The following is a 21,165-nucleotide window of genomic DNA, read 5'->3' on the forward strand; positions in this document are numbered from 1 at the left end:
GAAAAGTATAAGAGAACAGCTTGAAAAAAATCTTTTTGATTAAAGTTTGGAATTATGGTAGACCTATAATACAAAACTTTACCATATTGCAGCACGACGGCAGCGCTACCGACGAGATACCAAACCGCCCCGATCATTACGCCATGGTGCTCAATTTACGTGGCAGCGTTACCCGTACCGTAGGGCATTTCCGTTTTAAGGCCGATACCCATTCCATACACATGGTTACCCCGCAATCGCTAAACGCGTATCACGACGCTACCGACGATCTGCAATTATATATCGTACTGTTTAAAAAGGATTTCCTGGAGGATGGCCTCATCAGGGATGGCATGCTGGATAACCTGCTCGATGTAAACCCCGAACATCCGCCGATGTGTTCGTTATCGGGGATTAACCTTACCAATATCCATTCGTTATTTAAAAAGCTCGATCATGAGTATAACAGCAACCAGGCTTACCATGGCCAAATGCTGCGTTTACTGCTCATTGAGTTATTGTACGAAGCCAATCGCTCGGGCAATTGTCCCGAAAAGAGGGTGAGTCACCCAAACCGTCAGCAACAGTTGGTGAACCGCTTTAAAAAGCTGATAGACGAGCATTTCATGACCCTCCGCACCGTACAGGAATATGCCGATCTGCTGTTTGTTACCGCCAAGCATTTAAGCGAGGTAATCAAACACGAAACCGGTTTAACGCCGCTGCACCTTATTCATAACCGGGTATACAAAGAAGCAACCTATTGGTTATGCGCGTCGGAACTGAGCGTGAAGCAAGTAGCTGATAAACTGAACTTCGATACCAGTTCGCATTTCAGCAGGTTCTTTAAACATTACTCGGGCCATAACCCTACCGATTTTCAGCGGATACAGTGCGCGATATTGTAAGGGGGAGTAGTGTAGAGCTATTCTCTGCTTTTTATTAAACTATCGTCATTGCGAGGCACGAAGCAATCTCTACGTAGGTTTGTGTTTGCTGTAGTTAACGTTAGTCTGCTCTTGGGCGCAGTGCGCCATTACTTTTTTCTTGATAAAAAAGTAACAAAAAATCAAGTCAGCAAAAAGGCTTCTATGCCGCACAAGGCCTCTGCGCTGCAAAAACGTGCAGAACTTAGGGCTGGAACTTTTGCCCCACCACGCCATTCCTCCCCACATGCAACAAGTTCGCTATGCCCGCCTTTGCGCTCATGCCAACACGTTCTGCGCGTTTTCATCCGAAGCTGTTTTGCTGACGGGAAGATTGCCATACAACTATTCAGTCCTCAAACTATCAATAGGATTAGCCAAAGCCGCTTTTATTGATTGATAGCTGATGGTTAAAAACGCGATCACTATGGCCATAAAACCTGCAAGCGCGAACATCCACCAGCTGATCTGGGTGCGGTAGGCGTAATTGTCCAGCCATTTGTTCATGGCCCACCATGCTACCGGGAATGCTACTACTAATGCTGCTGCTACCAATTTAACAAAATCTTTAGCCAGCATGGCCACAATACCTGCCGCGCTGGCACCAAACACACGGCGTACACCAATCTCTTTCAGTCGTTTTTGGGTAGCGAATGTTGCCAGTCCGAAAAGGCCGAGACACGATATGATGATGGATACCACAGAAAATACATTGAACAATTGGCCCATTTGCTGTTCGGATGTGTAAAGCTTTGAAAGGTCCTGGTCAACAAAGCCGTACGAGAACGGGAAGTTGGGGTATACATCCTGAAAGTTTACCTTTAGTTTGGTGATCACCTGCTGTATCTCTGCCGGACTTGTACGCATTACCACATAACCACCGCGATTGGTGTGTTTTAATATGAGTGGCTCAATACCCTGCTGTATCGGCTTAAAGTTGAAATCTTTTACTACGCCCACCACTTCACCCGGCTGGTTGTTGCTGCTTATTTTTTGACCGATGACGTTGGCGACTGTCATGCCCATTACCTTTACGGCGGCCTCGTTTAAAATGTAATTTGGCTCGTCGGCTTTGGAGTTATCAATGAAGTTTCTGCCGGCAATAATTTGCATGCCGAAGGTTCTTATAAAATTTTCATCAATGCCAATATGCGGAAAAACAGTTTGCTGCCGTGGGTCTTTACCGGGCCAAATTACGTTGGTAGTGCCTGTGGTAAGGTAAGTGGGCAGGTGCTCAATAATGGTATAATCGCCGGTGCCGGTATTGTTGCCGAGGGTAGCTTTGAGGGTTTGGTAATTATTACGCGTATCGCCGGTTTTAGGCATTTGCAGGTAAAGCAGGTTTTGCTTGTTAAAGCCAATATCGCGGTTGCGGATAAAATTGAGCTGACTGCTTACCACCAGCGTACTCACCATTAAAACTACCGAAACGGCAAACTGCGCAATCACCAAACCATTGCGGAAATAGTTCTTGTTCCCGCTCAATACTTTTATGCCTTTCAGCACCTTTATCGGTTTAAACGACGAAAGAAAGAATGCCGGGTAACTGCCCGATATTAAGCCAACCAAGGTAGCTATACCCAGCAGACTGCCTATAAATTTGAGGTTAAGCAGATTAATGGAGATGGATTTATTAGCCAGATCATTAAAAAACGGCAGCAGTAACAAGGCGGCACCAAGTGCGATAACTAAAGCGAGGAAAGCCAGCAATAACGATTCGCCCAGGAACTGGATGATCAACTGGAAACGCATGGCGCCAATTGTTTTACGGAGGCCTACCTCTTTGGCTCTTTGTCCGGCAAGAGCTGTGGCCAGGTTCATGAAGTTGATGCAGGCGATCAGCAATATAAAAATGGCTACAAGCGTAAATATGTTTACATGCTGATTGTTCCCCTGTCCGGCTACGTCAAGCATCAAGCGCGATTTCAGGTGAATATCGCTAAGGGGCTGTAAGGTAAAGGTGCTTTTGGTGTGGGTTTTATCGTTAAGGGTATGTATTTCGGTTGTTTGCTTTTGCAGGGCAGCTATGGCCCACGGTGTGGCGTTAAAATGCTTGTCAAGTTCTACATAGGAGTAAACATCAAAGTTATCCCACACGTCACCGTTCGATCGGTTGTATAATTCGATAGGCAGCAGCATATCAAACTGTAAGTGTGAATTATGCGGCACATCTTTCAGAATGCCTGTTACTACATAATTGGTACCGTTAATGTCGTTATCGGCATGTATCACCTTGCCTATGGCATTTACGCTGCCAAAATACTTTTTGGCGGTTGAGGCAGTAAGCACCACACCATCGGGCCGGGTTAATACAGTGGCCTTATCTCCCTGCAGCAGGGGATAGTTAAACATTTGCAAAAAGTTGGAAGCCGCGTACAGCAGGTTTTTCTCATCAAACTTTCTGTTGCCTATGGTTATAAAAGTTTGTAAGGGTACTACCGTGGTATAGCTTTTAACGGCGGGCACCTGCTGCTTCAATGCAGGGGCAACAGGCGGCGGCACAACGGCCACTTCTACATCTGATACCTTGGCAGTAAGGCGATAGATCTGTGCCGCGTTATCGTTAAAATTATCATAGCTGCGCTCATCCTGTACCCATAAAAAAATAAGGATACTACAGGTTAGGCCCGTTGCCAGGCCAAAAATATTCAGCACCGTAAACAGCTTATGCCTTTTAAGGCTGCGGATGGCAGTAACAAGGTAATCTTTGAACATAACGGTTTCGTAATGATGGAAATACGTTATACAGGTGTCAAATTAAATGCCGTTTATTTATAGTGTTGTATGCCAGTTGTTTATATTGGTTTTGTCGGTGTGCTGTGTTCGGTTGTATTACAATGAAATGTGCGGTTATGGAGCAGTGATTACCTATTGATACTCACTGCTATTAAACTTTGTATCCAGCCAGTTAATGCGGTTACTAAGATAGGTTTTTAGATACTGAACTTCTTTATCATAAGTGCCCGCCACCTGAAACTCGCGGTATACTTTAAGCGATAATATATCCCACTTAACAAAATTGCGGCTTTGCGATACCGCCAGCTTTTTGGCCAGCGCATCAACGGTATTAGGCAGGGTACTGGTCTGCATTTTTAACTCGTTCCAGCGGCTGCGGATCTTTTGCCTGAAGGTCGGGTCCTGCATCAGTCTGTCTATCCAGGTATGGCTATCGTGCCCGGCATTGAACATTAGTTTATTCACGGCATCGCCCAGGCGGTCGTCGTTATTGGCGGCTATGTCAAAATCCCAAACAGGGCCGGTGTATATTTTATCGTCGTTACGTTTCTTGTACATGTACGTACTCCAAAATATATCCGAATTGCCCATCACCTCGTTCACCAGGTAATAGTTCACGTATGAGTCCACATCAAAATACTTGCGGTACCCATTCACAGGGTCGGTAAAGTCATCTGCAAACAAGGCATCCTCAAATTTTTGAAAATGATTGCTGATATAGTCCTTCTGTTGCTGATTAATAACATCCCCGTCAGGGTACTTAACCGTTATCGGCATCGACCGGCCTGTGTAAAAATGTACCGGTTCGCCATCGGCAAAGCCATCCAGCTCTACTAAATATCCACCCGAAATATCAGGCATTGAGGTAGTACCATCAGCCTGTTCCTCAATGTTTACCAGTGTTTTGCCTTCCTTAATTTGTTCGGTAAGCTGATAATTTCCGGCGTATAACCCATTCACAAATACCTCTACATACCTCGAATTTGGCGTAAATGCCAATCCCGAATGCCTGCTCAATTCAAAAGCCAGTTCGTTACGCATCAGGGTTTTATCGGCATAGTTGGCCAGTAGTACCCAGTTCTTGCTTTCGGCCATGCCCAACAGTCCGACTTTTTTATCCAGCTTAATGCGGTAAGGTTTTTTGGGCATGTTCCATGTTGAGTTACCACGGCCTTTAATGGTGGTTTTACCCTCGTACAGGATAGTACCCGCTATATCGCCCGCTATTTTAATATTACCGGCAACGTAAACTTCCTTGCTATCTATAGGCACACCATTGGTTGATATGTAAATGGCGGGCAGCCCCGTATCGGTAAACTTAATGGTGTAAGTTTTCTTGGTGCTGTCTTTAGCGGTGATGATGTATTGTACCTTTTTGCTGTAGTCATTAGCGGTAACGCCGCTTACCTGTACCTTGTTATTAACAGTGATTACACCGCCCTTAAAAGTAAACTCGGGTATCAATACCGATAGATCAGTTCCTGCAAAGGTGTTTACAAATACAGTATCGCCCACTATGTTGCCGGTGATAGCCTGTTGTATCAGGAAGTTTTTTGTGGTCTTAAAAACAAAGGAATCAAGCGTTTTAACAATGTTTTCTTTAGGTGGCTCCGGCACTACGGGGTCAGGATCAACCTCGGTTGTTTTTTTTGAGCACGATGCCAGCAACAGCACCGGGAAAATAGCGTATAGCGCCAGTCGGTTAAAATTCAGCATTTTATTATTCAGGTTCAATTTTGGTTTAAAAACGGAGGAGGAATATTTGCCTAATGTATCAATATTTTCAGGTATTGCAAAAGAGGGGCGATTTTAGTGTTTACAACTATGGGTGCCTGCATTAAATACACGAATTAAACAGAACAGATGTTTCTTTGGGCGAAAGAAATGGCAAAAATGCCTCTACAGCCTGTAATCGGTGTTTTTAATGTTATAATGGGGAAATAGTATGTGTTTCTTATCTCCTCTGCACAATATGGATAGGATGTTATTTTAGAACGCGGGAATGGCTTATATGCTTAATTGTGAAGTGGTTGTAAATAAATAAAGCCTCCTTGCACTCGCTGCTTGGAGGCTTCAACCTAAACCTTATCACATGGTAAGTGGTTTAAACTTACCGGCGGCAAAACTAATACATTTAAGTGTTTATAATACACTATGTAACAAAATTTATATATTACTTAAAATCGGTAGCCTATGGCAAGGCCGGCACGTATGCCTGCCCATGGCCCTTTAATATCCAGCCGTGCGCCTTCGTTATTAACGTTGGCGGTACTTTTGGTAAGCGGGATATCCAAACTTTCAAGGCTCGATCTTAATTCATCCTGTTCCTGCTGCGATAAAGCGGCTGTACCGGTGAGCTTTCCGCTTGATGTACCATAGCTTGGGCCGAAGATCCACCAGTCCAGGTAAAACTGTTTGGGTAATTTCCATTGCGCGCCTATCATTACACCACCGGTAAAGGTTTTTAAGTTGCCGCTCATGAAAATAGATTTTTCGGTACCCACATTGGTTACGGCATCATAAACGGTATAATAGTAGGGGAGTTCGGCCGTGTAGTTAGAGATCTTGGCGAACGGCGCTATATAAAATCCCCTGAACACGCCCTTGCTGCCGGTATAAAACCTTACCTCTGGTGTAAAAGAGATATTGCCGGTTTTAAAGCCATCGAGCTGGCGCGAAGTTTCTTCGTCATCAATCAGTTTATCAAATGATGACTTGAACGGCAAACCCGATTTAGGCATGTACCGCACGCCCAGCGCTACCGATATTTTTTTACCCACCGCGCGCTCGTACTGTACCGAAATGTTTTTCAGCAGCAGGGCTGTTACATTCAGCTTAACGAGGTTTTTGGTGTTGGTAAAATTGGTGTCGGCAAAGGTGTTGATCTTTCTTTGGTATTGCGCTAAAAGGGTGCTTGTTGTGGTGCAAAGCGCAATCAGCATTACTAATGAAATTGTTTTTGTACGCATAGTTTTATGGGAAAGAGAAGGTTAACTAAACGCAATGATAACTCATTAATGCATAATTTTTTATACCTGTAAGTAGGTAAAAAAGCGGACCGTAACAGTGTGCTTTGCTGCTACAGCCCGCATGGTAAATTAATTATGATGATCAGTTAATAGCTACAAACATGCCGCCTATAAAAACAACACTCAACGCTATATTAAAAAGGCCTATCAGCATTTTATCATTATACTCGTTATGGGTATAACTGCCGGTGCGGGGCACTTTTAAATTACGTATCGTTATAAAGCCGTAAATGCCCAGGCCAATAGCGATAATACACATTGCCATAATGTACTCCAAAGGCAATTGGTTGAGGTTAAATGTTGCTGCCATAGTAATAGGGGATACTATTTTTATCGTTGATTGATTATTTATTCCACTTTGGTTACTTTAAACTCTGTACGGCGGTTAAGCTGACGACCGGCCGGATTATCCTTGCCGTTTGGCAGCGTATTAGGCGCTATCGGTTTGCTTTCGCCATAACCCTGCGAGGTGATACGGCTCGCGCTAATGCCTTTCGAAATAATATAATCTACGCAGGCTTTTGCACGGGCCTTTGATAGTTTCAGGTTATAGGCATCGCTGCCTTTTGAATCGGTATGGGCCGATAGCTCTACGCTGATCTTCGGGTTATCTTCCAAAACCTTAACCAAACCATCTAACACGGTTTTTGAGGCCGGGCGAAGGGTGGCTTTATCATAGTCGTACAATACGTTTTTGATCACAATGGGCGAATCAACCTCAAATGCCTGCAAACACACATCCGGGCTATTCAGCGTATCATTGCTCATACGCCCCGATTCGGGCACAGGCACCACCTTGCTGAAGTATTTCTCTTTTTCAAAACGCAGGTTGTACGGCCGTTTGGTGGTTACCTCAAACGCGTATTTGGCGCTGGCATCGGTCACCACTTCTTTAATCACTTGTTTCGACAGGGAATCAATAAAGCTCACCTTTACACCGGCCAGCGGCGTATGCTTGTCGCAGTCAATCACTAAACCTGCAACAACATGCCGCTTATCAAATGCCTCAAATATGCTAAGGCAGCAATCCGATTCCCTGTCAGAACTGATGTAGAACTTATTTTTATCGCTGCTTTCCGGAAAGAAGTACAGATCATCCTTTGCCGAATTGATAGGATAGCCCATGTTCTTAGGCTTACTCCAACGATCGACATCCTTAAAGCTTTCATAAAAATCAAACCCGCCGAGGCCGGTAAAGCCCTTTGAGCTGTATATTAATTTTTTACCGGCTATGTCATAATAGGGTGCCTGCTCATCAAACGCGGTATTGATCACAGTGCCGAGGTTGGTGGCACTGGTAGGACTGCCGTCGTTACCAAGGTCGCTTACCCAAATATCATCGCCGCCCTGGCCGCCCGGTTTGTTCGATACAAAGTAAAGCTGCTTGCCATCGGTGGTTACAAATGGCTGTATCGAGTTAGAGCCATCCGCGTTTACAAAAGTATTTAGCTTTTTCGGGGCGGTCCATTCATCCTTAACCCAATCGGTCATGTAAATGGCGTGGATAATGCGGCTGCCCTCTTTGTACCAGCGTGTAAAATACATGCGGTCGCCGGTGGGGGTAAGGGCGGGGGTGCCGTATTCCAGCTCCTTAATGTTGCTTTCGTCTTTCAGTATGATTATCTCCGGTTTCCCCGAAATACCTTTTGCCTGGTACAAACGGTTAATGTGCTTTTTATCATCCTTCGCGAAGCGCGACGAGGTGAACCAATAGTTATCGTCTTTTTTAATTACCGAATAATCAGAACCATCAGAATTCCAGTCGCCTTTTTTCTTAAGGGCATCTACCAGTATAGGGTATTGGTATTGCTCTTTGGCAAACTCGCAATTGGCTATTTCTTTTTTGGCGATGTCGATATATTTAGCCTCGCCTTTGTATGATGAGCTGAACTGCTGCAACTGCTTTATGGCGTCGTCAAAATGCTGATTAGCCCTTAAACACACGCCATACCATAACTTCGCCAGCGGATACTTAGCCTCGGCACCCTCGGTTAATACCTTGTTGTACCAGCCTTCGGCCTCCAGGTAGTTCTCGTATAAGCGGTACGATTCGGCCAGTTGAAAGCTGATGTAGGCACGGTCTTCCACCTTGCCTTTTTTCTCGTTCTTTTGGGTAGCATGGTAGGGGATGGCCGCTTGGGTAAGCATGTTCATACCGGTTGCCGCCTTTTTGTAGTAAAAAGCTGCCTCAAAGTAATCCTTATTACGAAAAGCCCGGTCGCCAAGTGTTTTAGTATCATCACCGCCATACTGCGCGAAGGCTGCGGATAGTATACTGGAAATACATATAGTAAGTAATAACTTTTTCATATAGGTGATGGTTTATAGCCTTGGGCAAACGGGCTCGGGGCCTTGTATGCGTTTACGGAATACATAACTTAATGACAGCTCAATACCGCCGCGGCTGTTGGTAGCCGTGTTTAATGCCGATGTGTTAAAATCATAACTGGCTCCTATAATAAGGCTGTTTACGTGATAACCCACATTGGCTACCGCGGCGTCATTCACTCGGTACATGGCACCCAGTATAAGGCCGTTATCGTTCTGCATCTTTATTTCGGTATAACCGCCAAATGCCTTTATCTCACTCTTGTTTTGGCGCACGTAAATGGCATGGGGTATCAGGTCGAAGGATTCGCCTGCTTTGATGCGTATCCCCGCGTGCACGTTGTAGCGCAAGGGCAGCTTGCTGTTAATGCCTTCAACCGCGAAGGGATCTTTACTGCGGGTAAGGTGGGCCACGCTCACACCACCGAAAAAGTTGGCGGTACTTGATGGATCGCCATCATAATAAAACACACCCGCGCTGGCATCAAATACGGTAGCGCTGCTGCTGGCAAAGTTTTCAAAGTTGGGCATATTAGGGTTGTAACCTGTCGACGGATCGTACTGGCTGCCCAGTTGTAGCTTATTCATGTCAAAGCTGCGGTTAATGATACCGGCCTGCACGCCAAAGTTCACTTTCTTGTTACCATCTTCAGATACCGCGATGTTATAACCGAACGAACCGTAAGCCGCGAAATAGTTATAGCCCGCCGAACCTGCCGCCTGGTTAACAATATTGATGCCCACGCCAACCCTTTCGGTAGGGCGAAAATCGGCAGATATGGCACCTGTTTTATAGGCGTTGCCGATACTTGCCCACTGGCTTTTAAAGTTGGCATTGATACGGGTATCGCCGTTAAACACCCCGGTTAGCGCCGGGTTTAGCCATAGCGGATAAGCGTAATATTGCGAAAAGTGCGGATCTATTTGCGCTTTTAGCTGGCTTGCTGCCCCTAACTGGAGCAGCACAGCCAATGTGATTATTATTTTTTTCATCGTAGTAGAGTGATTGTTCCTTTTTTGTTAACTTTTTGTCCGTCAGTAGTGGTGGCATCCATGTAGTATACATACACGCCTACCGGTAGTCTGCTGCCCTTGAAGGTTCCGTCCCAACCATTACCCTGGTTGTTCGATTTAAAGACCAGCTCACCCCATTGATCGTACACATAGAAGTTCACAGTTTGGATATTACTGCCATAAACCAGCAATATATCGTTGTTGCCGTCGCCGTTAGGAGTAAAGGCGTTCGGTACAAATATTTCGCCGTTAGGCTTATCGGTAGTAAGGGTTACCGCGTTTGAGTTAGCGCTTATTTCGCAGGCACTGTTACCCAGGCCGCGTACTATAAGCGTTACCGCTGTATTAGGCTGCAGGCCTGTTGGCGTGTATACAAGCGCGTTACCTACACTGGTAAATGTTTGCCCGTTATCGGTGCTTATTTCATACTCGGTAGCACCCGGTACGCTGTTCCAGTTAAAGGTGACGGTGGTTTTGGTGACCGCGCCCGCTGTAACAATTGGCGCTTGCAGTGCCTGCACCACATCAACGGTAACCGCGGTGCGGGTAGTTGACGCGCATCCGCCGGTATTGCTTACAGCTTCAACGTAGTAAGTTGTTGCCGAAGTAATGGCTCCGGTGGTAAAGGTATCGCCGGTATGTATAGGGGTGCCGCCGGTGGCAACATCGTACCAGTTAATGGTGATGCCTGTGTTGGCCACCGCGTTAATGGTAGTAGTTTCACCCGGACAAACAGCTGTACTTTGCGCGTTAGCCTGTGGTGCAGGTGGGGCCGGTGTTACGGTTACCGGTACTGCTGTACGTGTAGCCGATGTACACCCACCCGCGGTAGCTGCCTCTACATAATAAGTAATATTAGCGGTAAGCACCGGTGTTACAAAACTTGCCCCGGTAAATATGGCTGTTCCGCCTGTAGCGGCAGTGTACCAGTTGTAAGTTATGCCCGATTGCGGATTAACCACATCCAGCGTTATCGCCGTATTGTTGCAGGTATTTTGGTTGCCGTTGTTGGCCACTGCCGGTGCTGTTGGCGCGGCGGTAACAGTTACCACTACAGTTGCCAGGGCAGCGCTGGTACAAGTACCTCTCGATGCTTCCAGGTAGAAGGTTGTAGTAGCGTTAATTGCCCCGGTGTTAAAGGTGGTGCCGGTAGCCAGCAGGTTGGTCCTGTTGGCATCGCCATACCATTTATAGGTAACATCCTGTAAAGGCGAACTTACCGAAAGCGTAGTACCGCTGCCTGCGCATACCGATGCTGTAGCATTGGTAGGTATCGGTGTTGATGGCGGTTGAGTAACAGTTACGGTAATAGCGCTGCGGGTGCTTGACGCGCAACCTGCCGCTGTTGCTGCTTCTACATAATAAGTAGTGTTAGCGTTAAGGGCAGGAGTGGTGTAAGTAGCTCCGCTGAACACAGGTGTGCCGCCATTAGCCGCTGTGTACCAGTTAAAGGTTACATTAGGCGTAGTGCTGGTAGCAGTAAGCGTTGCACCACTGCCGCCGCATACCGATGGCGTAGTTGAGCCACCCTGCGCGGTTACCACCGGAGCTACCGGTAACGGATTAACAGTTACCGTAACCGCTGCGCGACTTGACGAAGCGCATCCGCCGTTGGTATTTACAGCTTCGGCATAATAGGTAACGTTACCGGTTAAGGCTGCGGTTGTAAAGCTTGGCCCTGTAAATACCGGTGTGCCGCCTGTCGCGGTAGTATACCAGTTATAGGTTTGGTTAGCATCCGGATTTTGGATAGTCAGTGTAACCGTGTTGCCGGTACAGGTTTGCGCGGTATTGCCGCCTGCTATAACCGGTATATTTGGTGCAGGTAAAACAGTTACCTGCGCGGTAGCTACGTTATCGCTCACACAACCCGAAGCATTGGTAGCCGATACATAGAACGTAGTATTTACATTGATCGGATCAGTTACGAAAGTGTTGCCGGTATGTACCAGGTTAGTTAAGGCTGGTGAATCGTACCATTTGTAAATGATACCTGCCACCGGCGAACTGATAGCTAATGAAGCCGTAGTGCCCACGCAAACTGACGCGGTGTTTGATGCCAGTGTTGGATCGGCAGGCAGCGCGTTCACGGTAACAGTTACCGATGTACGTGCCGATGATGTACAGTTACCGGCATTGGCGGCTTCTACATAATAAGTAGTATTGGCTGTAAGCACCGCGGTGTTATACACCGTACCGGTGAACAGTAAAGTACCGTTAGTAGCCGCGCTGTACCACCTGTAAACCAAATTGGCCTGCGGATTAGTAATGCTTAATGTAGCGGTAGTGCCGGCGCATATACCTGCGTTACCGCCTGCCACTTGTACTTGCGGTGGTGTAGGTATTGGCAATACGGTTATCGCGGTAGCAGTCCTGGTAGTGCTGATGCAACTGGTGCTGCTCACTGCTTCTACGTAGTAGGTAGCATCTGCTGTAATATTACTTGCGGTGAACACAGTTCCGGTGAATACCGTTGTGCCGCCTGTGGCCGCGGTGTACCAATTGTAGGTAGTGCCTGCAACCGGGTTATTTACGCTGATACTTACAGTGCCGCCGTTACAGATCTCGCTGGTTGTAGCGCTAAGGGTAGGGGCAAGCGGCAATGTGGTTACATCCACATCAACCTGTGTGCGCCCGCCGTTGTTAACACAACCGCTTAAAGTGTTCGATGCTTCCACAAAGAAACTGGTGCCGGCTGTAATGTTGCCTGTAGTATAAGTAGGGCCGGTGAATACTGCCGTGCCGCCTGTTAAGCTGGTGTACCATTTGTAGGTAACGCCTGCTTCGGGAGTAGCAACCGCTAAAGTTGCCGGGCTACCCGCGCAAACTTCTACATTGGCCAGTTGTACGCCCGGTTGAGCCGGACGAGTGTTAACCTTAATAGTGGCCTGTGCACGTGCAGGGCTGGTACAGGTACCGTTGCTGGTTTCGGCATAGTAGCTTACGTTAGCAATTGGCGATACGGTATAGCTTGCACCTGTAAATAACAGCGTGCCGTTGGTAGCCGCGTTATACCATCTTACAGTCGCGCCGTTGGCGTTGGTTACGGTAAGGGTAACGGTTTCACCCGCGCATATCTCTAAATTATTTTGTGCCAGTGTTGGCGTAACCGGCGATGGTGTTACGTTAACCGTAGCTGCAACCCGGTTAGGGTTAGGGCAGGTGCCGCGGCTGCTTTCTACATAATAAGTAGTGGTAGCCTGTACATTGGTTGCGGTAAAGCTGGTACCTGTAAATACAGGTGAACCGCCTGTTGCCGCGGTATACCATCTGTAGGTAACACCCGCGCGGGCATTGCTCACGGTAAAGGTAGCATCACCGCCGGAGCAAATGTTTACGGTATTGGCTGCCAGTACCGGTTGCTCAACACGTTTGCTGGCGTAGTAAATGTTAAGGGTATTGAACACGGCTGCAACAACGCTGTTCAGGCGTACTTCAACCCTGTCGAACGCGGCACCCGGAGCAAATTTAACCAGTGCGGTTTGCTCACCGGCCAGTAATTGTATGCTGATGAGGTTGTTGCTCAGGTTAATGCGGTCGTTGTTGTCGGTAGTGCCGTTGAACGATCCTATCGAGATCCTGTTCAGTACACCTACATTCGCTAACGAAGCAGGTACGCTTAAACGAACAGTTACGGTATCGCCCACAATACCCGGCGAATCAAATATCAGTTTTTGAGCGGCATAAGAACCAAGCACGCTCACAGGCAAATTCATCTGACTGAAGTTAGTGATGTTTTGATCAACCGCATCGTCTGGTGTGGTAACAACGCATCCTAAGCAAACACCTGCACTTACTATTTCATTGGTTTGGGTCGATGCGAAGTCGCAATCAGTGGCGAATATCGGGTTAACGGTAATGGTAACCGCTGTACGCTGTACGCTGATACAACCGCTCGACGCGATGCTGGCTTCTGCATAATAAGTGGTGGTTGAAGTAAGCGCCGGCGTAGTAAATGCAGCGCCGGTAAATATGGCGGTGCCGCCTGTAGCGGTAGTATACCATTTAAAGGTTGCACCTGCTGTGGTTGATGACGCGGTAAGTGTAGCTGTTTGGCCCGATGTTACCTGTTTGTTTATTGGGTTAACAGTTACCGTAGCGTTGGCCGGGGTAGTGTTAACCTGTACGTCGGCTTTGGCACGGGTGCTGCTTACACAACTGCCTGATGCTGCTTCTACATAGTAAGAGGTAGATGCGCTAAGTGCAGGCGTAGTGAATTGCGGCCCGGTGAATATTGGCGTACCGCCTGTTGCAGCAGTGTACCAGTTAAAGGTTACACCCGGTTGGGTTGAGGTAGCAGCCAGCACAGCCGATGAACCCGAACAGGTTTCAACAGGCGTTTGTGAAACTGTTGGTGTCAGCGGTGTTTGTGTCACCAGGGCATTAACCTTAGTTCTTGTAGCGCTACTACAACTACCTGAATTAGCTTCAACATAATAAGAAGCGTTAGCATTAAGGGCGGCAGTAGTAAACTGCGGCCCGGTGAATATAGGGGTGCCACCTGTAGGCGTAGTAAACCAGGTAAAGGTAACCCCTGTAACCGCCTGCGCGGTAAAGGTAGCGGTTTGCCCTGCGCAGATGGTGACATCAGTAGCAGCCACGGCAGGCGGCACCGGCACCGGCGAAACGGTAACGGTAGCCGGGGTACGTACGCCCTGCACACAACCGGTAGCGGTGCGTGTAGCCTCGGCGTAATAAGTAGTATTGTTGTTAAGGGCAGGGGTATTGAACACCTTGCCTGTAAACACAGGCGAACCACCTGTAGCCGAAGTATACCATTTCACGGTCACATAATCAGGCGCGGTAGCGGTAAGTGTAGCCTGCGAACCCTGGCAAACCGAAGTACTGGCCACGGCGATCACCGGGGCAGCCACGGCCTGCGAAGCATCATAGATATTCAGGGCGTTGAATACCCCGGCCAGTGAAGAGTTCAAACGGATTTCGACGCGGTCGAAATCGGCGGCAGCCTTAAATGCGACGCGGAAACGGCTTGCCCCGTCCAGTAAGCGGATAGAAAGCAAAGCACCGTTCACACTGAAGCGGTCGTTATTAAAAGTAGTACCATTATAAGTAGCGATGCCGATCTGCGACAGTACGTTGACGTTGGCCAGTGTACCCGGTAAACCCAGTTCCACCACCACGCTATCACCTGCGCGTCCTGTACCGGCAAAGCGGAGGGTCTGCTGTGCGTAAGCGTGAAGCAAACCGACAGGCACATCCAGGCGGGAGAAAGTATTGCGGTCGTTATCGATAGCGCCGGCATTGTTGCTGATAGAACAACCTAAACAAAGCAAACCGTTGATATCCGAAGTTTCAGCGATAGCGGCATCACAAGGCACGGGTGAAGAAGCGATATTGTTCACGTTCACCACACCGGCAGCACGCGTAGCCGACGCGGCACCGGTAGCGGTCACTACGGCTCCGGCATAATAAGTAGTATTGGCAAAAACGGCAGGTGTATTGAATACCGGGCCGGTAAAGATGCTGGTACCGCCTGCAGGGGCAGTATACCAGTTGAACACGGTACCCGGCGTAGTAGACGAAGCGGTAATGGTAGCCGAAGTACCCGGGTTAACGGCTTGCACAGGTGGGTTAACAGCCACATCCGGGATGACGATCGGTGTAACGGTAACGGTCACCACGGTCCTGTCAGGGTTAACACAGCTGCCTACAGAAGATTCGGCATAATAAGTAGTATTGGCCGAAAGTGCAGGAGTAACAAAGGTATTACCGGTAAATACCGGCGTACCACCCGAAGCAACAGTATACCACTTAATAGTAGCGTTGTTACCTGCGGAAGCGGTAAAGGTGGCGGTCTGCCCGCTGAAGATAGCGGCGGTAGACGGTACCACGACCGGTTTAACAGGCGGATCGTTCACGAGCACCTGCACAGGGTAACGTACACTGCCCGCGCAACCGTTACGGCTGTTCTCCACATAATAAGTAGTATTGGCGGTAAGGGCAGGCGTAGTAAAGTTAGCGCCTGTAAATACAGGAGAACCACCTGTAGGTGCAGTATACCAGTTAAAGATACCGGCAGACGGCGAAGTAATATTGATCTGCGCGGTGCTTCCTTTACAAATTTCAGGCGCGAGCGGGTTAAATACCGGCGCGGCATATTGCTGAATGGCGTAAAAAACATTCAAAGAAGTAAGCAAGGTAGCCACCCCTGAAGTCAGGCGGATGGTCACGCGGTCATAAGCGCCTGTGGCAGGCACAGAGATGGCATAACGGTTGCCTGCCCCTAACAGGCGCAGTTTGATCAGGGCGTTATCCAGGCTATAACGAACGACCTCGTTGGCGCCATTATAGAGGGCTACTTCGATATGTCCGAGTACACCCACATCGGCTAAGGCGACAGGAGCCTGTACCACGATGCGCACGGTATCACCGCTTACGCCGGGCTGCTGAAAGCGGAGTTCCTGTTCGGCGAAGCCACCAAGCAGTCCTGCCAGCACATGAATGGAGGAAGCGGTAGTGGTATCGGCATCAATGGCGAGGTTGTTAAGGTCTACCCCGCAACCGATACAGATGCCGTTGACGTTGCTCGATTGTTCTTTGGCGAACACGCAGGGCGAGTTGTTATCAATGGTCACGCTGATGGTCACCGGTGTACGGTTAACCGAGGTACAACCTGTGGCATTGGCAGCACCTACATAATAAGTAGTGTTGGTGAACAGTGCAGGCGTGGTAAAGGTAGTACCTGTATGTATTGGTGTTGCAGCATTGGCTGAAGTATACCAATTGTAGGTGGTATTAGCTTGCGCGTTAGTAACGTTTAAAGTAGCGGTTTGCCCTGCCTGTATACTTGAACTGGCTGCGGTAACAACCGGGTTAGCAGGAGTAGGGTTAACCAGGGCATTAACTTTCGTTCTGGTAGAACTACCACAGCTACCCGAGTTAGCTTCAACATAATAAGAAGCGTTAGCGTTAAGCGCAGCCGTAGTAAACTGGGTCCCGGTGAATATAGGCGTACCACCTGTAGGCGCAGTAAACCAGGTAAAGGTAACCCCGGTAACGGCCTGCGCGGTAAAGGTAGCGGTCTGCCCTGCACAGATGGTGACATCGGTAGCAGCCACGGCAGGCGGCACGGGCACCGGTGAAACGGTAACGGTAGCCGGGGTACGTACGCCCTGCACACAACCGGTAGCGGTGCGTGTAGCCTCGGCGTAATAAGTAGTATTGTTGTTAAGGGCAGGGGTATTGAACACCTTGCCTGTAAACACAGGCGAACCACCTGTAGCCGAAGTATACCATTTCACGGTCACATAATCAGGCGCGGTAGCGGTAAGTGTAGCCTGCGAACCCTGGCAAACCGAAGTACTGGCCACGGCGATCACCGGGGCAGCCACGGCCTGCGAAGCATCATAGATATTCAGGGCGTTGAATACCCCGGCCAGTGAAGAGTTCAAACGGATTTCGACGCGGTCGAAATCGGCGGCAGCCTTAAATGCGACGCGGAAACGGCTTGCCCCGTCCAGTAAGCGGATAGAAAGCAAAGCACCGTTCACACTGAAGCGGTCGTTATTAAAAGTAGTACCATTATAAGTAGCGATGCCGATCTGCGACAGTACGTTGACGTTGGCCAGTGTACCCGGTAAACCCAGTTCCACCACCACGCTATCACCTGCGCGTCCTGTACCGGCAAAGCGGAGGGTCTGCTGTGCGTAAGCGTTAAGCAAACCGACAGGCACATCCAGGCGGGAGAAAGTATTGCGGTCGTTATCGATAGCGCCGGCATTGTTGCTGATAGAACAACCTAAACCAAGCAAACCGTTGATATCCGAAGTTTCAGCGATAGCGGCATCACAAGGCACGGGTGAAGAAGCGATATTGTTCACGTTCACCACACCGGCAGCACGCGTAGCCGACTTGGCACCGGTAGCGGTCACTACGGCTTCGGCATAATAAGTAGTATTGGCAAAAACGGCAGGTGTATTGAATACCGGGCCGGTAAAGATGCTGGTACCGCCTGCAGGGGCAGTATACCAGTTGAACACGGTACCCGGCGTAGTAGACGAAGCGGTAATGGTAGCCGAAGTACCCGGGTTAACGGCTTGCACAGGTGGGTTAACAGCCACATCCGGGATGACGATCGGTGTAACGGTAACGGTCACCACGGTCCTGTCAGGGTTAACACAGCTGCCTACAGAAGATTCGGCATAATAAGTAGTATTGGCCGAAAGTGCAGGAGTAACAAAGGTATTACCGGTAAATACCGGCGTACCACCCGAAGCAACAGTATACCACTTAATAGTAGCGTTGTTACCTGCGGAAGCGGTAAAGGTGGCGGTCTGCCCGCTGAAGATAGCGGCGGTAGACGGTACCACGACCGGTTTAACAGGCGGATCGTTCACGAGCACCTGCACAGGGTAACGTACACTGCCCGCGCAACCGTTACGGCTGTTCTCCACATAATAAGTAGTATTGGCGGTAAGGGCAGGCGTAGTAAAGTTAGCGCCTGTAAATACAGGAGAACCACCTGTAGGTGCAGTATACCAGTTAAAGATACCGGCAGACGGCGAAGTAATATTGATCTGCGCGGTGCTTCCTTTACAAATTTCAGGCGCGAGCGGGTTAAATACCGGCGCGGCATATTGCTGAATGGCGTAAAAAACATTCAAAGAAGTAAGCAAGGTAGCCACCCCTGAAGTCAGGCGGATGGTCACGCGGTCATAAGCGCCTGTGGCAGGCACAGAGATGGCATAACGGTTGCCTGCCCCTAACAGGCGCAGTTTGATCAGGGCGTTATCCAGGCTATAACGAACGACCTCGTTGGCGCCATTATAGAGGGCTACTTCGATATGTCCGAGTACACCCACATCGGCTAAGGCGACAGGAGCCTGTACCACGATGCGCACGGTATCACCGCTTACGCCGGGCTGCTGAAAGCGGAGTTCCTGTTCGGCGAAGCCACCAAGCAGTCCTGCCAGCACATGAATGGAGGAAGCGGTAGTGGTATCGGCATCAATGGCGAGGTTGTTAAGGTCTACCCCGCAACCGATACAGATGCCGTTGACGTTGCTCGATTGTTCTTTGGCGAACACGCAGGGCGAGTTGTTATCAATGGTCACGCTGATGGTCACCGGTGTACGGTTAACCGAGGTACAACCTGTGGCATTGGCAGCACCTACATAATAAGTAGTGTTGGTGAACAGTGCAGGCGTGGTAAAGGTAGTACCTGTATGTATTGGTGTTGCAGCATTGGCTGAAGTATACCAGTTGTAGGTAATGCCGGTTTGGGCATTGTTTACAATAATGGTAGCGGTTTGCCCTGCTGCAATAGTAAGGCTGTTGGCCGCCAGTATTGGATTGGCAGGTTTAGGCTGCACGGTAACGGTGGCGTGAGCACGTTGCCCGCTGGCACATCCCGTAGCGTTTTCGGCTTCAACATAATAATTCGCGTTAGCGGTTAAAGCCGGAGTGGTAAAATTAACGCCAGTAAATAAAGGAGTGCCACCGGTCGCTGTGCTATACCATTTATATATAATGCCGCTAACAGGTGATGCCACCGAAAGGGTAGCTACATCGCCCGAGCAAACAGATACATTGGCAGCGGTGAGTGTTGGGTTAGCCGGTAAGGTGCTTACAGTAGCGGATACCAGGGTACGCGCAGTACTTACGCAGGTACCGCCGGCAACGGCTTCGGCATAGTAATTAGTATTGGCTGTAATATTAGGGGTAGTAAAAGTATTGCCTGTAAACACCGGCGAACCACCTGTAGGGGTAGTGTACCAGTTGATAGTAACCCCCTGCACGTTTTGAGCCGCAAATATGGCCGGCTGACCGGGACAAACGGTTACGTTATTATTGGTGATAACCGGCGCGGCGGGGATCTGGTTTACGGTGATGGTTACCGGCGCGCGTTCGGAGGCATCGGTACAACCGGTGCGTGAGGCTGCCACATAATAAGTGGTAGTAGTTGTTAAAGCAGGGGTAGTAAAGTTGTTGCCGGTAGCCACGGGTGCGCCACCGGTTTCTTGTGTGTACCAGCTGAAGGTTGTATTAGGTACGGCAGTTACCGATAGCGCTACCGTACTGCCCGCGCAGGTTTGTACATCGCTTACAGTAGCGTTGTTGAACCTAATAACAGGCCGCGGTATTAATCGCTGGGCCTCGTACAAATCGAGGGTGGAAAGTACGTTGGCTATGCCGCCGCCAAGTTTCAGTTCAACACGGTCGAATGTTTTGGTGGGGGCATAAGTTACGGTAACACGCCTGCGGTTATTGCTCAGATCGAGCAGGCGCAGGCTTAATAAAGCAGAGTTGAGTAGTTGTTCATCATTATTACTAACGTTACCTGTATAAGAAGTGAGGGTTATGCGGGTAAATACGCCTGCATCTATCAATGCCTGCGGCAGCGAAAGCGTTAACCGTACCGAGTCGCCGATAACGGATGACTGATTGAAGATGATGGTTTGCTGCGCGTAAGCACCTAACAGGCCTACCCCTGCATTTAAGGTAGATGCCGTATTAAGGTTGCCGTCAATCGCCCGGGCCGGGTTGGCCACGCCGCCCACATTAAGCCCAAGGCCTAACAAGGCCGATGATATACCGTGCAGTTCATCAACAGCGGTATTACATAAGGCGGGCGCATTACCTGTATAATAACCATCATATATATATAATGAGCTTAGCAATGCTACCAGGCCGCCATGCAGGGTAACCCTGATGCGGTCGAAAGAAGCGGTTGGCGTAATGCTTACCTCAAACTGGTTATTACTGCTTAAGGCGCTTAACAAAGTAGGCGCAGCATATTCGGGGCCAACAGGCGAGGTGCCGTTAAAGGCTTGTATGGATACCCTGCCAAGCGCGGTAAGGTCAACCAAATTATCGCCCGTGCCCAGTTTAAGGCGAACCGGCGTGTTGGCGGCAGGCTTGTTGGCGTCAAAAATTACCTCCTGCGCGGTTTGCGAACCTATGCCCACAATTACGCTGAGTACCGATGCCGTTTGCGGGTTTCCGTCGGTAGCAAGTTCGGGGTTAAGTACGCCGCAACCTACGCAAATACCGCCAACAGCCTCGGCGTGTTTATCGGCATAAATGCGTTGCGCGTGAATATTTGTTGACAAAAACAGCAACAGGAACATGGCGACGATGCCCCTGACCAGAGATGTAGAAATTCCCATATGTGGTTTATTATAAGGTAGAAT

The 21,165-nt window shown here is 48.9% G+C and carries 8 protein-coding genes; 1 reads left to right on the forward strand and 7 read right to left on the reverse strand.

All coding sequences use genetic code 11. From position 1 onward, the window contains the following. Positions 1 to 20: 20 nt before the first annotated feature. A complete protein-coding gene (locus AC07NA_RS25155; RefSeq protein ID WP_494900736.1) occupies positions 21 to 887 on the forward strand; it encodes a helix-turn-helix domain-containing protein in 867 nt (288 codons plus the stop codon). Between the two features lie 363 nt (positions 888 to 1,250). On the opposite strand, the gene AC07NA_RS25160 is transcribed toward AC07NA_RS25155, so the two are convergent. From AC07NA_RS25160 to AC07NA_RS25190, 7 genes are all read right to left on the reverse strand, one after another. Next, a complete protein-coding gene (locus AC07NA_RS25160; RefSeq protein WP_494900738.1) occupies positions 1,251 to 3,620 on the reverse strand; it encodes an ABC transporter permease in 2,370 nt (789 codons plus the stop codon). Between the two features lie 153 nt (positions 3,621 to 3,773). Next, positions 3,774 to 5,357 (reverse strand): CotH kinase family protein, encoded by a 1,584-nt coding sequence (locus AC07NA_RS25165; protein WP_494900739.1) that lies wholly within the window; start codon positions 5,355 to 5,357, stop codon positions 3,774 to 3,776. Between the two features lie 461 nt (positions 5,358 to 5,818). Then, entirely contained in the window at positions 5,819 to 6,610 is a 792-nt protein-coding gene (locus tag AC07NA_RS25170; RefSeq protein WP_494900740.1) for a DUF3575 domain-containing protein, read from the reverse strand. 142 nt (positions 6,611 to 6,752) lie between these two features. After that, entirely contained in the window at positions 6,753 to 6,980 is a 228-nt protein-coding gene (locus tag AC07NA_RS25175) for a hypothetical protein (RefSeq protein ID WP_345214028.1), read from the reverse strand. 38 nt (positions 6,981 to 7,018) lie between these two features. Further along, the gene (locus tag AC07NA_RS25180; protein WP_494900741.1) at positions 7,019 to 8,980 is read right to left on the reverse strand and encodes an OmpA family protein; all 1,962 of its coding nucleotides are present in this window, start codon (positions 8,978 to 8,980) and stop codon (positions 7,019 to 7,021) included. Positions 8,981 to 8,992: 12 nt separating this feature from the next. Next, a complete protein-coding gene (locus tag AC07NA_RS25185; protein ID WP_345214030.1) occupies positions 8,993 to 9,991 on the reverse strand; it encodes a PorP/SprF family type IX secretion system membrane protein in 999 nt (332 codons plus the stop codon). After that, positions 9,988 to 21,141: an Ig-like domain-containing protein gene (locus tag AC07NA_RS25190; RefSeq protein ID WP_494900743.1), complete on the reverse strand. Its 11,154-nt coding sequence runs from the start codon at positions 21,139 to 21,141 to the stop codon at positions 9,988 to 9,990. The genes AC07NA_RS25185 and AC07NA_RS25190 overlap by 4 nt, the downstream gene beginning before the upstream one ends. Positions 21,142 to 21,165 lie beyond the last annotated feature (24 nt).

This window comes from Mucilaginibacter sp. GW821-FHT07G05 (assembly GCF_059418565.1).

Excerpts from the sequence above, each read along its gene's own strand:
- AC07NA_RS25160 (WP_494900738.1), bottom strand. The coding sequence starts at position 3,620 with ATGTTCAAAGATTACCTTGTTACTGCCATCCGCAGCCTTAAAAGGCAT.
- AC07NA_RS25165 (WP_494900739.1), bottom strand. The coding sequence starts at position 5,357 with ATGCTGAATTTTAACCGACTGGCGCTATACGCTATTTTCCCGGTGCTG.
- AC07NA_RS25185 (WP_345214030.1), bottom strand. The coding sequence starts at position 9,991 with ATGAAAAAAATAATAATCACATTGGCTGTGCTGCTCCAGTTAGGGGCA.
- AC07NA_RS25180 (WP_494900741.1), bottom strand. The coding sequence starts at position 8,980 with ATGAAAAAGTTATTACTTACTATATGTATTTCCAGTATACTATCCGCA.
- AC07NA_RS25190 (WP_494900743.1), bottom strand. The coding sequence starts at position 21,141 with ATGGGAATTTCTACATCTCTGGTCAGGGGCATCGTCGCCATGTTCCTG.
- AC07NA_RS25170 (WP_494900740.1), bottom strand. The coding sequence starts at position 6,610 with ATGCGTACAAAAACAATTTCATTAGTAATGCTGATTGCGCTTTGCACC.
- AC07NA_RS25175 (WP_345214028.1), bottom strand. The coding sequence starts at position 6,980 with ATGGCAGCAACATTTAACCTCAACCAATTGCCTTTGGAGTACATTATG.